Here is a 16454-nt window from a genome sequence, read left to right as displayed (position 1 = left end):
AACATTCCATTTCATGTGCCTATTTTCGGCGCGAATTTTAGCACTGCCTCTATGCAAAAACTATTATTAAATGGTCTTAAAAACGAATACTATATACAGACAAGGTTAATTAAAAATACGTAATAATGAGTCTTCTAAAAGAACTCAATAATAAAATACTAGGATGTTGTAACCTCTTATGATCCCAGCTAAAAAGCTGCTAAACACTATAACCGAACATTGGGGTGTATTAGAGCTATTATTTAAACGTTTTAAAATGGCTGACTTTAGCCTAAAAGACGTACAAAACGCGATTAAGCAAAAGCAGCCTACGTGGTCAAACGAACGCATTTATAAAGAAACAAATCGTTTGTTAAACCAAGATATTTTAATTCCACTGGCTAAATCTTCTCAGCTTGAAATAAATCGTGCCATTGCCGATTTTGCTACTTTTTTACTGCAAGAAGAGCATTTAGGCTTAGCGCAAGAAATTAGCGTATTAGTCGACGACCTAGCACGTTTAGGTAACCGCCTAGATAACGCTGGCGAAATAGAAGACTTTGACGATTTACGCCGCTACAGCCGCATTATGGATGATCGGGTGCGTAAAATAATGAAGCTCTATACGCACAACGAAAACGCTATTTTAAATATTGTTGAACAAGCTAAATCTAATAATGCGGTGCAATCGCTGCAAAAGCGTTACAAGGCAGTAATAGAAGCGTTTGACGAATACATAGAGCCAATGCTTGAAATGGTTGATATTCGCGGTGAATTTCATGCTTGTTTTACCCTCATTGAAGAGCAAATAAGTAAGCAAATACTGCACATTGAGCGCTCAGGTAAAGCGTATAACGACAAACGCATGCTGGAGCAATTACGTACTCGTATACTCGAAATGCATTTAGTGGGTCGAGAAAGCTTACGTAAAAGTGCCGACATGCTTATGCCACTACGTGAGGAGCTACGCCGTAATAACTTAATTACTCGCCAAGCAGCCAAAGTACTTGGGCTTGTGCGCAAAAATGGCGTAGACAACATGCTAAGTGCGGTGCAGCCACATTTTGTGAGCGACGCGCAGCGATATTCACTTGGTCAGCAACGCCATATTGTGGCTTACATGGCAAGCTTGGTTGAATTTGAACACGAAGAATACCAATTGCCAGATCAACAAGACGTGCCTGCATTTGTTACGCCTAATATTCCTGACTACAACGATGTTAAAACCAGCTTTGCTAAGCGCTTTAATAAAAAACGCAAAAAGCCGCAGCCCTTGCTGCAATTTTTAGACGAAAGCTATCCAAATCTCGATGCCGACGAAATGCTATTTTTGTATCAAAAATTAGTCAGCGACAGCGATATTAAAATAATTCAAAGCGATGAAAAAGCCCGCGTAAAAATTGCCGGTCAGCACTTTTCTTTATATCCATTTAATTCAGAGCCTCAGCCAGATTCAAAGGCAGGTAAATAAACCATGACACACATAAACTTAGACGAGCTAACCCATCTACAAGCCATTAATAAAAAATTAGTAGCGGGTTATCACATTTGCGAGCAAGACAACGTAATGTGGCAAGAGCTTGACCAACACATAGAAGACTACACCGCCCTATTTACCGCCCTAGGTAACGATTTAAAACGCGACAGCCGTGGCTTTTATTACTTTGGTAGCGACGAAAGCACGCCAAATATGGGCAAAATATCTCGTGCTATCGCACTCACCATTTACATTTTAATTGAGCACTACGCCAATACGGGTAAAGACCCAATGCGCGCATTGTTTGACGACGTAAACAATTTAGAGCTTATGCAAACGCTGGTGCAAATTAACAAACATTTGTTTGATCAGCTTGAGATATTTTCGGGATCGGACCTGCGCAAAGACGTTTACCTGCGCATGGTGCGCCTAGGTTTAGCCCGTGAAGTAGAAGGCGGCTTTATGCTACAAGCGCCAATTCACCGCTACATAGATGCACTCATGGAAGTAAACGAAGAAACCTATATTACAGAGGACGAGGAATGAAAAATCTATACGGACTAAGTAAACTCGCCCTACTTAACACCGCAGGCTATGCAAAATGTGTGATCCCGCTTGATAAAAGCAGCTCTATTTGCGCGCCCAATAACACAGGTAAAAGCTCGGTTATTAACGCCCTGCAGTTTCCGCTTATTAACGATTTGCGCTTAACAGAATGGGACGGACACGATTTAGATGAAACCCGTAAGTTTTATTTTTCATCCGATCAGTCGTACATTTTGCTCGAAGCTAACTTGCCTCATGGCTCGGTAGTAATAGGCGTTGCGGGACTTGGTAAAATTGCCGGTTACGCGCATCAGTACTTTTGTTACCAAGGAAAGCTTGATTTAGAGCAGTACACGCAAGGTAAAACTATTATTAAATTTACCAAGCTGTTCAACCATTTAAAATCACTTAACTACAACCCTATTGAGCTTAAAGCACAAGAGCTCAACGCGCTACTTACTGGCGGCGCAACGCCTTTTGACGGCGACATTAACCTAAAAATGATCCCACTTAATAATGTGCAAGACTCTTCTATTTATAAAGAAATATTTAGACGTATTCTTAACTTACACAAATTAGGCGCAAGCGACGTAAAACGCTTTATGCTACGCGTGTTTGAACGCCATATGTCGAACTCTAAGGTCGACTTTTATGAAGTATGGCGTCGCTCGTTTGATAAAGTAAATCGCTCAAAACGCGAATTAAAAGCCCTTGAGTCAATGCAAGAGCCAATAGCTGCGCTTGAATCAATGCTTGAAAACCAAACCGTGCTTAAAGGTAAATTAGCCGCATACGCACCTAAAATTGACCAAGCACTGATTGATTTTGATACCTATCAAGAATCGCAACTTAATGAGCTGGGTATAGCGCTTGAAGATATAGAGCACGAAAAACACGAGTTTGAGCAAAAGCAAAGCCTATACGTACAGCAATCGCGTGATATAGAGCGCAGACAAACACAAATTGAGCAGTGGTTTTTAGATTACGATGCGCTTAAAAGCGAGTTTGAATTGGTAAATAAAGCCACCCTTAAAACCAGTTTGACTCAGTTAAAGCAAGATTACGAGTCACTTTCGCACTCTATAACCAGCGCACAAGGGCAAAGCCTACACACGCTTGACTATCGCATTAGCGAAACACAAAAACAAATTAAGAGCTTAAAGCTGCAACTTAAAAACCTTGAGTTTAATTTGTTTACCCGTATGCGCGAAGACCTCTCGTTAAAAGAAGTAGAAGAAATATCGCGGATTTTAAACCCCGATATTCTCTCGTTTGCAACCACCACTAATGGCGATATAACCATTGATGACGAAGATGCGTTTGGTGAATTTTTATCGCTACTTAGCGAAAACGTTAAAGGCGGTGTACTAACGCTACCAGGTGCGAGCATTAAGCTTAAAAAGCTCTCGCCTGTGCAAATGCAAAGCGGCGAAAATAAAGAGCAATTAACCGCTCAGCTCAGTGCACTTGAGCATTCACTTAAAGAGTTTAAACAACAACGCGATGTTGCAGCAAACGTTGCCGACAAGCAAAAAGAAAAAGACGCGCTATACGATGAGCTTATGAGTGCAGAGAGCGCCCTAAAACGCTTAGAGCAGTTTAATATAATGCAGCAGTCGGTTGAAGCGCAAGCCATGCTAAAAGAGCAGTTATTAGCTGAGCGCGAACAAGTTGACGACTACCTGCAAGACATTCAAAAAAATAGTGGCTCAATTGCCGATCGTCGCTCGTTAATTAAATCGAAACAAGAGCAAATTAATCGCCAAACTGAGCGCTTACGCCAAGTTAAAAGCGAACGAATTGACCACACGCTTGATTTATACAGCGGCAAAGTGACCCCGTACATGATTGATATTACGGTCGACTTTGATAACTTAAGCGATCTTGTTCATCACTTTAATAAAGACTGCCAAGAGCTGCGTAATTTTGACATAAACGTACGCAACACCTATTTGCATGTATATAACGCGGGTATTACTAAATTCGACAACGAAAACGACGAATATACTAAGTACCAAAAGCTAATAAGCGCCTTTCATAATATTGATAACGAACGCGACGCTGTTGAACGCCAAGCTCGTGTTGCACTTACCGAAGTGGCTGCAACTATTAAAGGCTTACGAGAAGATTTAGACCGCCTTCGCCGCGAAATGAACAGCTTTAATAAAGGCATAAGCCAGCACCGTATTTCAAACCTGCAAGCGTTTAAAATTAACGTAATACCGCGCAAAATGCTGGTTGATAGTATAGATACCATTATCAGCACGTCGCATCAGTTTGAACAAGGCGACACACTTGATTTACTGAGCCAAGAACCGTACAGCGAAAGTGCGGTAAACGAAGCGAAAGATCACTTAATTAAACTCGCCTCAGATAAAGCGGGTTTAACGCTTACCGATTTATTTGATATTCGATTTGAAGTGGTTAACCGTGCAGGTGAAACAGAGCACTTTGAAAAAATAGATTCGGCGGGTTCAAACGGCACACGAATTACTATTAAGTTATTGTGTGGCATGTTGTTTATTCGCTACTTATTAAGTGACCAAGAACAAAACCTATACCGTATACCTATTTACATAGATGAAGCGGCCGACATTGACCCACAAAATCAAAAAGCAATTATAGAAACCGCACTAAGTTTTGGTTTTGTGCCTATATTTGCCTCAGTTAAGCCACAAATAAGTTGTGACTACATTGTGCCTATTCGTTCAGTAAAAGACGGTGCACAAAACTGGGTAGATGAAAAAGATTGGATTGAAGTTGAACATTAGCCAAAGTGATTGGACTAATATTTAGGACGTTTAAATAATACACATTTAAACTATGTGTGTTATTTTAAATTAATGCATTTTATTGGAGCAAACGTAATGAAAAATATACTTATTGTTGCAGCGCTAGCACTTCTTACAGCCTGTACACAAACCCCAGATTGGGATTACGATAAATCAGCTAACTTTAGTAATTTTAAAACATTTGCTTGGGTAGAAAACGCCAGCCTAACTAAAGACACAAATAACTATCAAATTAATGGCCTGATGGAAAAGCGTGTTCGCACTGCCGTTAACGCAGAGCTGAGCCAAACACTAGGTATGAGTTTAGTTGATGCAGCGCAAGCTGATGTACTTGTTAACTATCATGCATCGGTAGACAAAGAGCTTGAAGTAGACAACTTCAATATAAACTACCGCCCGCATTGGGGTTATTGGGGTACTGGTTTTCAACGCGATACAACTGCGCGTGAATACGAAGTGGGTACACTGATTATTGATATTGTAGATCGTGAATCTAACCAGCTAGTATGGCGCGGCGCAAAAGAAGGTCGATTAAAGAAAAATCAATCGCCAGAAAAGCGTGAAGCATCAATTAATAAAACAGTCAGCGAAATATTAAGTAACTTCCCGCCACAAAAGCAGCAGTAAGTTAAAATTAGCTATAAGTAAGTTTTAAAAGAGCTCACAGTACGTGAGCTTTTTTGTGGGTGTGTATTTTTGGAACTTTTAAAATAAAGTAATTACGAGCTACGCCCGTCACGTCAGCAAGCTGCACGTCTACAAAATAAACACCGGATTAAACTTTACCTGTAGGCGCTAAGCTTGCTTGCGCGAGAAGCGATAGCTTCTAATCACTTACCTTTACCTAACGCTATATTCAACCTTAAATTACGAGCTGCGCTCGTCATGTCAGCAAGCTGCACGTCTACAAAAACACCGCGTTAAAGTTACGATTTATACTTATGCAGTAACTCAAGCGGTATATGGCAGTAGTCATCTGGGTGATTAGTTAAGCGGTCTTGATGCTCAGGATCGCTTGGCACGTAGTTAGTTAGCAGCTCTACCCCTACCACAATTTTATCGGCATCACTTCGCTGGCTTATATAATTGCTAGCAACCTTTAAATGATCTTGGCTTTTGCTATAAATGGCAGTGCGATATTTAGGGCCTACGTCATCCCCTTGTTTGTTAACGCTATACGGATCAATAATCTCAAAAAAGAAGCCAAACAGCTCGTTTAAGCTAACCGCTTTTGTACTAAATATTACTTTTACACACTCAGCATAACCGTCGTATTCACCTTGTGTATTATCGTTTTTTCCATTAGCCCGCCCTGCTTCAGTACTTATCACACCAGGTAAGTGCTTTAAAAACTCTTGCACGCCCCACAGGCAGCCACCTGCAAAGTAAATAGTATCTTGCTGTTTTATATTCATAATAAATGTGACCAAATTTGTTAGATGCATTAACGTTGCAAATGATTATCAAATGCAGTTTTTAATGAATTAATGTACAATCGCGCCAAAATCGCAGTTGTTTAATTGAATTATTTTATCACGCCTTAAAAGTGTGTTCTGAATTTAATTGTTACCGTAATTGCATATAAAAAATGAGACACACAACATGAAATGGTCACCGCACTTTATACTCCCTGCACTGCTATGCAGCGCGAGCAGTTTTGCCTACGGCGAAGCTGTAACTGATAAAACTGAAGCATCACCGGCAATCGAAAAAATAACGGTTGAGGCATCGCCCACGGCAAACACATTACCTGTAGGTACATTTGACTCTCCAGTATCTAATTTAGAGTATGACCCACGTGTTGATTTACAATCACGTAATATGGCTGAAGCGCAAGCCGATGTAACTATACGCGGTGGTATTTTTGAAAATACCGGCTTTAGAGTTGGTAGTGCTACTTTACTTGACCCACAGTCTGGTCATTACTTTGCTGAAATTCCTATTGCACCGCAAATGCTTACCGGCCCTTATATTTTAACAGGCGCAGACAATGCGCTTAATGGTGCTAATAGCTCTGTAGGCACTGTATCGTTTGGCTGGAAACCAATTAGCACGGGCGGCAGTGTATCGGTAGGTACTGGCACAAACGATTTTAACTTACAAAGCTTACATGCAGGTGTAAGTATGCCCCTTGAAGGCGCAAAGGATTGGAAGCTTGGTTTTGAAGGTGAGATTTCTCACTCACAAAGCGATGGCACAATTGATAACGGCGATCACGACTTTACGCGTGCATCGGGTCGCGTTCAATTAGCTGGCGCTGATTCTCAAACAGATTTGTTTTTTGGCTCACAAGATAAGTTTTTTGGTTGGCCAAATTTGTACACTCCATTTGGCGTTAACGAAACAGAAGAGCTAGAAACCCGCTTATTAATGCTAAACCATAAGCAAAATTATGCGCAGGACAGTAACTTTGAAGTGTCGGCTTATTACCGCACACACGACGATCATTACATTTACTCTCGCGAAAATCCAAGCGCTTTTGAAGCGTTTCACAAAAGTGAAGTTAAGTCGTTAGCGCTATCGGGGCATCATGCTCAAAGCGATGTATTTGCTGTAAATTATTCAGCACAGTTTATTGACGACTCAATTGAATCTACCACGCTTGAAAACAACTTTACCTCTCGTAAGTATTATAAATTAAGCGTATTGCCTGAATACAAAATGGCGCTTGAGGATAATAAACAACTTACATTTCGTTTAGGTGCTGCGTTTGACGATACAAATAGAGACGACTCTGAACTGTCACTTATTGGTGATATAACGCTTAATACACAAAACAGCAAAGGTTTTGAGCGCACGTTTTATTTATCGTACGCAGAGGCAAGCCAAGTGGCAGGCTATACCGCCATTGGCGGAAGTGATTCAGGCGGGTTATTTAGAAGTAATTACACCCTTGAGCGCGAAACGACTAAAAGCCTAGAGCTGGGTTTATTAGTTGATGAGCAAACTTGGCAACTTAATTCGGCTATTTTTTATCGCAAAGATGACAACTTAACCGATTGGACGTTTAATTTTGATTCAAGCTCTGCGCGCTTTGCAAATCCTGTAGATATAAATACGACGGGCATTGAGTTCTTAGCAACTAAACACTTTGAAACAACCGAAATTGTAGCGAGTTACACCTACCTTCATAAATCAGAAAATTACGGTGCGGCAGATATTGATGCTAGTTTTTACGCATTAAACTTTCCTGATCACCGCCTAACACTCGGCGCAGTGTGGAATCCTACTGATATATTGCAGTTTAGAATAGATAACGAGTGGCGCAAACAGCACGAAAATGCGCTGCGCGGTAGTGACGACGATGCTTTATTTACTCATTTAACGTTAAAAATTACGCCGCCAATGCTAAAAAACTTATTTATTACTTTAGCAGCAGATAACTTATGGGGTGAATCGTTTGAAGAGATACCTGGTACACCAGGGCGAGGTGAGCAATATACGTTAAGCGCAACGTATAGCTGGTAAACAGTAACGTAAGCAAGCTTCACGTCTACACAATAACCACAAGCCTACACTTTAGCGGTAGACGAAGAGCTTGCTCACGTGAAAAGCACAGCTTTTAATTACTTAAAATAAATACTCACTACTAGATAAGTGTAAATATATGTGTATTTTAATAGCTCACTAAGTTAGCTCTTCGAGCTCTGTAATAAGCGCTAGAGCCTGCGCATTTGTTGACCCGCACACATCAAATGTGGCGCTAAAATCACTACATACTTTAGGTCGGCTTGAATCACCAAATAACTTACATAAATTACGTTCGTCCAACTGAATACAACGCTCTCCTGCCTTTTTACCATTTGGCATACCTGGAATGGGCGAACTAATACTGGGGGCAATACAACATGCGCCGCAGCCTAGCCTGCAACTCATAGATTCGGTTTTCATAATATCCTCTGTATAAAAAACATTTACTTTAATTCCTTTTTAGGAACGTAATTAGCCGCATGTTGAGTTGTAATGTACATATGTAATGCTTTGTTACATCTTAAAACAGCTTGTAAACACTTTATTGCGTATTATTGCTCTGTCACCACCAATTATGAAGGAATGCCTTGTGGCTACTACAAAACAAATAATACTCCCAATTGCTGTTTTAGCAGGCGGCATTGCGTTAGCTATAGCTTTTAAGATGATGAAACAGCCACCCGAAGAAAAGCCAGAGCAAGATTTACGCCCTTTAGTTGCAACACAAAGCATACTTTTAGATTCTATAACGCTCGATGTTAAATCGTACGGCATTGTTAAACCAAAGGACCGTACCGAGCTGATAGCACAAGTTAGTGGGCAAGTTATTTCGGTATCAGATCAATTTGTTGAAGGCGCGTTTGTAAAGCAAGGCGATATTTTAGCACGAATTGATGCAAATGATTACGAGGCAGACTTTATTGAAGCGCAAGCAGGTTTAGCACAAGCAAGCTCAGCACTTGAAATAGAACGCGCACAAGCACATGTAGCAAAAGCTGAATGGGAGCGTATTAAATCGGACTCAAGCGAAGCTATCGCCTCAGAACTTTATTTACGTAAACCACAATTAGCCGAAAAACTAGCACGTTACCGCTCTGCTCAAGCAAGTGTTAAACGTGCTAGCCGCAACCTTGAACGTACTTATATTAAAGCACCATATGATGCCATTATTAATGAGCGCACAATTAGCTTAGGCTCAGTAGTAAACCCTGGTAGCAGCTTTGGTGCATTAAGTGCAACCTCAGTTGCAGAGGTACGTTTACCCGTTGCCGACCAAGAACTACAATATTTAAAAAATGGCGGCGTAGGCTCAAATGTTACATTTAACGCAGAATACGCGGGTAAGCAAACAATGTGGCAAGCCAAAGTAATTCGCACCGAAGGTGTGGTTGATCAAACAAGCCGTATGAGCTACTTGGTTGCACAACTTGCAACACCTTATGGCGATAAAACACGCCCTCTTCGTTTTGGTTCATACATTAACGCTACCATTGAAGGTCGCCCGCTTGATAACGCAATTATTGTTGCGCATCATTTAGTTAAAGATAATAAAATTGTAATTTTAAATGACGATTTAACATTATCGTTTAAAACTCTCAATATTATACGCGAACAAAACGGCATGATTATAGCCAGCCAAGGGCTAAAAAATGGCGAGCAAATTGTTACCTCAGCGCTTGAGTATCCAACTGAAGGTATGGCAGTAAAAGTTGAAGATATTGCGCCTGATAAAACTGATGTAACTCAACTTGCGCTGAAAGAGGAATAATCATGAACACTCGTGAAACAGGGTTAATAGCATGGTTTGCCCGAAATCCCGTTGCTGCCAACCTACTAATGATATTTATATTAGTGGGCGGTATTTTAATGGCGATGACCATTCGCAAACAAATGTTCCCACAGTTTGAAAGTAACTGGATAAGCGTACAAGCGGTTTACCCAGGTGCTGCTCCGCAAGAAGTTGAAGAAGGAATAACCATAAAAGTTGAGGAAAACCTCGAAGGTATTGAAGGCATTAAACGCCTAATTACTTACTCTAACCGTGGTTTTTCACAAGCGTGGATTGAAATAGAAGAACAATACAATCCACAAGAAGTACTTGATGAAATTAAAGTACAAGTTGATTCAATAAACACCTTTCCTGCGGGAATGGAGCGCCCTGTTGTTCGCCGCGATAAGTTTGAGCAAGAGGTAATGATACTCGCGCTTTATGGCGACATGAGTAACTACCAGTTAAAAGAGCTTGGCAACGATATAAAAGACGAGTTACAAGCACTGCCTCACGTTAACCTTGTTAATTTTAACGGCGGTTTAGAGTACGAAATTGGTATAGAAGTTAGCCCCGATAAACTGCGCGAATATGGCTTAACATTTAGAGATATTGCAGGCGCTGTACAAAACTTTTCGGCCAATATGTCGGCGGGGCAAATACGCTCTGAAAACGGTTATATTTCGATGCGTGTTGAAAAACAAGCCTACCGTGGCTTTGAGTTTGAAAAACTCCCCCTTATTACCCTTGCTGATGGCGCACAAATTTATTTAGGCGATGTAGCAACCATTAACGACGGCTTTGAAGAAGGTCTGCAGTATTCAAAATACAATGGTAAAAATTCACTCTCGTTTGAAGTTAACGCATCAAAAGATCAAGATATTACCGATGTAGCAAAAGTCCTTAAAAGCTACATGGCGGCTAAAGAGCCACTTTTACCTGCAGGTGTTAAGCTATCTCCTATTGTTGATTTAACTTACTACCTTGAAGGTCGACTCGATATGATGGTCGATAACATGATTTGGGGTGGCTTGTTAGTAATGATAGTACTGGCACTATTTTTACCACTACGCTTGGCATTTTGGGTAATGATGGGCTTACCGGTGTCTTTTCTAGGTGCCTTTTTGTTTATGCCCATTGGCTTTTTAGATGTAACAATTAATTTAGCCTCACTCTTTGCTTTTATACTTGTACTCGGGATTGTTGTTGATGACGCCATAGTTGTGGGCGAATCTGCCAGTGCCGAAATAGAAAAATACGGCCATACACTTGATAACGTAGTACGCGGTGTAAAACGCGTTGCGATGCCAGCAACTTTTGGTGTGCTAACAACCATTGCGGCATTTTTACCTCAAACACTCGCAACAGGCCCTGGCGCTGCTTTTTCTAAGGCCATTGGTGGCGTTATTATTTTATGTTTGATTTTTTCACTCATTGAATCAAAACTAATTTTACCTGCGCATATTGCAGCAATGAACCCGCGTAAACCAAATCCTAAAAACCTATTACATCGCTTACGTATGGTGATTGATAGTGGTTTAAAAGGCTTTGTGAATAACTACTACCTTCCTTTTGTTAGCCGCTGTATTCATTATCGCTATACAGTGATTGTCGGCTTTATGTGTTTGCTTATTGTAAGCGCAGGTATGTTTGCAGGTGGTTTAGTTAAGTTTGTACCAAACCCTAAAATACCGCACGACTTTCCGCGTATTGATATAGAAATGAACCTTGCTTCATCTGAGCAAGCAACGCTTGAAACCGCACGTAAAATAGAAAGCGTGTTGTTAAAGGTCGATCAGCAATTACAAGAGCAATACGGTAAACCGATGATCCGCGATTTATCGGTAAGCCTGCGCGGACGAACTGAAGCAAATATTATGGCCATTTTGGTAGAGCCTGACTTACGCCCTATCGACACCTTTGCCCTAAGTGCATTATGGCGGGAGCAAATGCCCGCCCTACCAGGCATTAAAACCATGACCATTCAAGACAGTATAATGAATGGCGGTCGAGATGATGGCGACGTTAGCTTTAAACTTGAAGGCAAAAATGCTGACGAGCTAAAAGAAGTGGCTGGTAAATTAAAAGCCAAATTACAAACAATGGAAGGCGTTGGCGACGTAAACGATTCAATGCAAAGCGCTACCGACGAAGTGCAACTTGATTTAAAACCACTCGCTTACAGTATGGGTTTAACGCTTGCTGATGTAGCGTCGCAAGTTAGCTTTAGTTACTACGGCTTAGAAGCGCAGCGAATATTGCGTGAAGGCGAAGAAATTAAAGTCATGATCCGCTACCCTGAAGACGAACGTAATTCAATTAGCGACATAGCAAGTGTGCGCATTATTACGCCTACTGGCGCTGAAGTACCACTTAGCGAAGTAGCCGAAGTTAAGCTGGTTGACGGTGTAAACCGTATTCGCCGCGAAAACTCTAAACGTACTGTAAATGTATGGGCTGCGGTAAATACCGACCAAGCCGAACCATTTGCGATTGCTGAGGAAATTCGTGACGAATACTTACCAACATTACTTAAAAGCTACCCTGGCGTTACAAGTGATGTAGCTGGGCGCATTCAAGAAGAGATGGATAGCGCTTCAGAACAGCTTCGTGACTTTGGTATATCAATGATGATTATATTTGCTTTATTAGCGATTCCACTTCGCTCTTACTCGCAGCCACTCATTATAATGTCGGTTATTCCATTTGGTGTAGTAGGCGCGATGTTTGGGCATATGATTTTAGGTATGACCATGAGTAGCTTATCTATGTTTGGCATAATTGCTGTAGCGGGTGTGGTTGTAAATGATTCCCTCGTTATGGTTGATTTTGTAAACAAAGCACGCGCTGAAGGTGTTGCGATTAAGGATGCTGTAATGCAAGCCGGTGCTCGTCGCTTTAGAGCGATATTACTCACCTCAATCACTACTTTTATTGGTGTCATGCCAATTATTTTTGAAACGAGTTTACAAGCTAAAATTGTTATCCCAATGGCTGTATCACTTGCTTTTGGTGTGTTATTTGCCACAGTAATTACACTGATACTTATACCGTGCCAGTATGTTGCACTAGAAGATGCTAAACGATTAGTACGTAAAATGCGTGGCAAGCCACCACTAGTAGATGCCCAACCAGCGCCTACTCACAGCTAAATTAAGTAACATCCCAGCCAAAAAAGCTCGGCATACTATATGCCGAGCTTTTTATTTTTAACTTAAGAATAATATTCACCTATTTGCTAACATTACTTCTATTACTTATTTTTTAGCACGCAGGATTAATTAACAGTCCTAATAATTGATAGAAATATTGCTCGTTTTTTATCCCTAATACGTTATGGTATTTAAATAATAAATAGACATAATAAAATTAAGGAACAGCCATGAATACATCTCCCTCTGATCACATTCCTCAAGAAGCCTTTGATTGGTATGACGAATACGCCCACGGTTTAATGGACCGACGTACTTTTATGAAAAAACTCGGTGGCCTTGCTGCACTTGGCTTTTCGATGGCTGTACTTACATCAGCATTATTACCTAACTATGCACTTGCTGAACAAGTATCGTTTAATGACGGCGATATTAAAGCAACATACGAAGAATTTGATTCGCCAGACGGGCACGGTAAAGGCAAAGGTTACTTAGTAACCCCTAAAAATGTAGAAGGTAAGCTCCCTGTTGTTCTTGTGATACACGAAAACCGTGGATTAAACCCATACGTAAAAGATGTAGCAAGACGCTTAGCGAAGGTAGGCTTTATTGCATTTGCACCCGATGCGCTATTTCCACTGGGTGGCTACCCTGGTAATGATGATGAAGGACGCGCTATGCAAAAAACCATAGATCGCGCTAAAATTCAAAACGATTTTGTAGCCGCAGCACACTTTTTAAAATCGCATGCTAACAGTAACGGTAAGTTAGGCGCTGTCGGTTTTTGTTTTGGCGGCTACGTTGTTAATTATTTAGCAGCAGTAGATAGCAACTTAATCAGCGCCGGCGTGCCATTTTACGGCACTCCCGCCAGTGAAAGTTTACGTAAAAATATTAAAGCGCCGTTAATGATTCAATTGGGCGAGCTTGATAAACGTGTAAACGCATCGTGGCCACAGTACAAACAAGATTTAAAAGCCAATAATGTTGAGTACACTATGCATATGTATAAAGGGGCAAATCATGGTTTTCATAACGACTCAACAGGTCGATATGATAAAGACAATGCTGAGCTTGCATGGCAGCGTACCGTTGAGTTTTTTAATAATAAGCTAAGTTGATCTGATTGCGTATTAATCCTTTAATACGCTTTTATCAATAATTCCTTTATTTACCAACTGCTGCAAAATAGCTTGGGATTTTGCTCTGCATACATCACGTAGTAAACGCACCGCAGGGGTTATTGACTGCCTACTTGGGCAAATAAGCCAAAGTTCACCATTAACATGTTGATAATTTGGCATTACAGTAACCACTCTGTCATTGAGTAAATCGTCGGCCATATCAAGAGCCGACTTTACAGCTAAGCCCTTACCCGCAACGCACCAACGCCTGACTAAATCGCCATCGTTTGAGGCGCGCCTACCATCCATTTTAACTTTATATTTTGACTCACCATCACTAAATTCCCACGTATTATTTATAATATCCTGCAACTGATAAAACAAACCTTGATGCGACGCTAAATCATCGGGATGCACAGGGCTTCCATTTTGTAGCAGGTATTCTTCGCTAGCACACAACAAGCGCGGTACATTACAAATTTTAAAACCATAAATACTTGCATCATTAGGCGAGCCATAACGAAGTGCTATATCAACTGAATCGCGATAAAAGTCGATATTACTATCACTTATATGGGTTCTTAAACTTAATTTAGGGTAACTATCCATGAGCTCATCAATCCATGGGATCACCAAGTTACGTCCTAAATCAGATGAAAGTGCAACACGCAGCCTTCCTTCTATCTCGCCGTGTTCGCCTTTTAGATTTTGCTTTGCGAGTTCAAGCACTGCTAGAGCCTGTTCACATTGTGGTATGTAGCGCTCCCCAGCAGCCGACAACCTCAAATGACGTGTTGTACGAACAAACAGTTCGCTACCGAGCGCTGACTCCACGCGTTTAATAGCGGCGCTTGCTGTGGCTGTACGCATATCTAACTTAGCAGCTGCAAGCGTAATACTTCTAAACTCAGCGACTTTTAAAATAAGTTTTAAATCTTCTATGTTCATATTATCTATTTATATTTGATAATGATTCAACGATTATGCGGTTTATTTACATTAAAGCAAGGTCTACTATATATCCATCAGCTAGCCAAAGCATGGCTTGCATCTTATACGTAAACAAATTAGGACATTTATTATGAAAGCCATTGGTTATACACAATCACTTCCTGTTTCAAACCCTGAGTCGCTAATTGATGTTGAGCTACCACAGCCAATTGCAACAGGTCGCGATTTACTTATAAAAGTTAAGGCTATTGCTGTTAACCCTGCCGATTATAAAGTGCGCCTATATATGCCACCAACAAACGGTGAAGTAAAAGTAATTGGTTGGGATGCAGTTGGCGAAGTGGTTGCAACAGGTGAAGCTGTTACAGGCTTTAAACCAGGTGATGCGGTTTATTACGCAGGTGATATTACTCGCCCAGGTAGTAATGCAGAATTTCAATTAGTGGATGAGCGCATTGTAGGTTTTAAACCGCAGAGCTTAAACGATGCTGAAGCTGCTGCATTACCACTTACTGCAATAACAGCGTACGAATTATTATTTGAGCATTTAAACATTGTAAAACAAGCAGCTGATGCAAAAACAAAATCAGACGAAGTTATTTTAGTAACTGGTGCAGCAGGCGGCGTTGGCTCTATTTTTATTCAACTCACTAAAGCGATTACTGGCGCAACGGTGATTGCCACGGCATCGCGTGAAAGCTCGCAAGCATGGGTTAAAAAACTAGGCGCAGATTATGTCATTGACCATACAAAACCATTACCTGCTCAAATTGACGCATTAAACATTGGCTCGGTAACACATGTAGCAAGCCTGCATAGTACTGATACTTACTTTGAAGCGTATACAGAGGTACTTGCACCATTTGGTAAAATTGCAATGATTGACGATCCTGAGTCACTCGATGTAAGTAAATTAAAAATGAAGAGCTTATCTCTACATTGGGAATTTATGTTTGCCCGCTCAATGTTTAATGCCAAAGATTTAATTGAGCAAAGTAAGTTATTAAATCATGTTGCCGATTTGATTGACCAAGGCTACATTCAAACCACGATTGGTAAAAACTTAGGCACTATAAATGCGGCTAACCTGCGTATTGCACACACAGAACTTGAAGGCGGTCGCTCTATTGGCAAAATAGTGTTGGAAGGTTTTTAATTCTATAAATATTACACGCCTTATTTATACCTGAATTG

At 40.8% G+C, this 16454-nt stretch carries 12 protein-coding genes; 9 read left to right on the top strand and 3 right to left on the bottom strand.

Annotation, left to right across the window (positions count from 1 at the left end; all coding sequences use genetic code 11):
- Positions 1–178 precede the first annotated feature (178 nt).
- The 4 genes from I6E70_RS04045 to I6E70_RS04030 all read left to right on the top strand — a co-directional run bounded on the left by I6E70_RS04045 (position 179) and on the right by I6E70_RS04030 (position 5421).
- The gene (locus tag I6E70_RS04045) at positions 179–1450 is read left to right on the top strand and encodes a hypothetical protein (RefSeq protein WP_197188071.1); all 1272 of its coding nucleotides are present in this window, start codon (positions 179–181) and stop codon (positions 1448–1450) included.
- Between the two features lie 3 nt (positions 1451–1453).
- On the top strand, positions 1454–2002 hold the full coding sequence (locus I6E70_RS04040) for a condensin complex protein MksE (RefSeq protein WP_007581901.1): 549 nt from the start codon (positions 1454–1456) through the stop codon (positions 2000–2002).
- Positions 1999–4773: an ATPase gene (locus I6E70_RS04035; RefSeq protein WP_010553431.1), complete on the top strand. Its 2775-nt coding sequence runs from the start codon at positions 1999–2001 to the stop codon at positions 4771–4773. Before I6E70_RS04040 ends, I6E70_RS04035 begins: the two co-directional genes overlap by 4 nt.
- A 96-nt stretch (positions 4774–4869) precedes the next feature.
- On the top strand, positions 4870–5421 hold the full coding sequence (locus I6E70_RS04030; protein ID WP_007581899.1) for a DUF4136 domain-containing protein: 552 nt from the start codon (positions 4870–4872) through the stop codon (positions 5419–5421).
- Between the two features lie 299 nt (positions 5422–5720).
- Here the strand turns inward: I6E70_RS04030 and I6E70_RS04025 are convergent, their stop codons facing one another.
- Positions 5721–6209 carry a peptide-methionine (S)-S-oxide reductase gene (locus I6E70_RS04025; RefSeq protein WP_007581898.1) on the bottom strand — a complete coding sequence of 163 codons (489 nt, stop codon included), beginning with the start codon at positions 6207–6209 and terminating at the stop codon, positions 5721–5723.
- Positions 6210–6396: 187 nt separating this feature from the next.
- Here I6E70_RS04025 and I6E70_RS04020 point away from each other — a divergent pair, with 187 nt between their 5' ends.
- A complete protein-coding gene (locus tag I6E70_RS04020) occupies positions 6397–8262 on the top strand; it encodes a TonB-dependent receptor plug domain-containing protein (protein WP_197150793.1) in 1866 nt (621 codons plus the stop codon).
- A gap of 159 nt (positions 8263–8421) precedes the next feature.
- On the opposite strand, the gene I6E70_RS04015 is transcribed toward I6E70_RS04020, so the two are convergent.
- Positions 8422–8685 (bottom strand): YkgJ family cysteine cluster protein, encoded by a 264-nt coding sequence (locus I6E70_RS04015; protein ID WP_024612699.1) that lies wholly within the window; start codon positions 8683–8685, stop codon positions 8422–8424.
- A 169-nt stretch (positions 8686–8854) separates the two neighbouring features.
- On the opposite strand from I6E70_RS04015, the gene I6E70_RS04010 reads away from it, so the two are divergent.
- From I6E70_RS04010 to I6E70_RS04000, 3 genes are all read left to right on the top strand, one after another.
- Complete coding sequence (locus I6E70_RS04010; protein ID WP_197188070.1) at positions 8855–10033, top strand: efflux RND transporter periplasmic adaptor subunit; 1179 nt, start codon at positions 8855–8857, stop codon at positions 10031–10033.
- A gap of 2 nt (positions 10034–10035) precedes the next feature.
- On the top strand, positions 10036–13185 hold the full coding sequence (locus I6E70_RS04005) for an efflux RND transporter permease subunit (RefSeq protein ID WP_197188069.1): 3150 nt from the start codon (positions 10036–10038) through the stop codon (positions 13183–13185).
- Positions 13186–13415: 230 nt separating this feature from the next.
- The gene (locus tag I6E70_RS04000; RefSeq protein ID WP_197188068.1) at positions 13416–14306 is read left to right on the top strand and encodes a dienelactone hydrolase family protein; all 891 of its coding nucleotides are present in this window, start codon (positions 13416–13418) and stop codon (positions 14304–14306) included.
- A 12-nt stretch (positions 14307–14318) separates the two neighbouring features.
- On the opposite strand, the gene I6E70_RS03995 is transcribed toward I6E70_RS04000, so the two are convergent.
- A complete protein-coding gene (locus tag I6E70_RS03995; protein WP_197188067.1) occupies positions 14319–15257 on the bottom strand; it encodes a LysR family transcriptional regulator in 939 nt (312 codons plus the stop codon).
- A 133-nt stretch (positions 15258–15390) separates the two neighbouring features.
- Here I6E70_RS03995 and I6E70_RS03990 point away from each other — a divergent pair, with 133 nt between their 5' ends.
- Positions 15391–16416: a zinc-binding alcohol dehydrogenase family protein gene (locus I6E70_RS03990; protein WP_197188066.1), complete on the top strand. Its 1026-nt coding sequence runs from the start codon at positions 15391–15393 to the stop codon at positions 16414–16416.
- Positions 16417–16454 lie beyond the last annotated feature (38 nt).

It is taken from the genome of Pseudoalteromonas sp. NGC95 (genome assembly GCF_015864705.1).
Classification (GTDB): domain Bacteria; phylum Pseudomonadota; class Gammaproteobacteria; order Enterobacterales; family Alteromonadaceae; genus Pseudoalteromonas; species Pseudoalteromonas arctica.
Note: the sequence above shows the minus strand (reverse complement) of the source record. Positions and strands in the feature narration are given on the sequence as shown.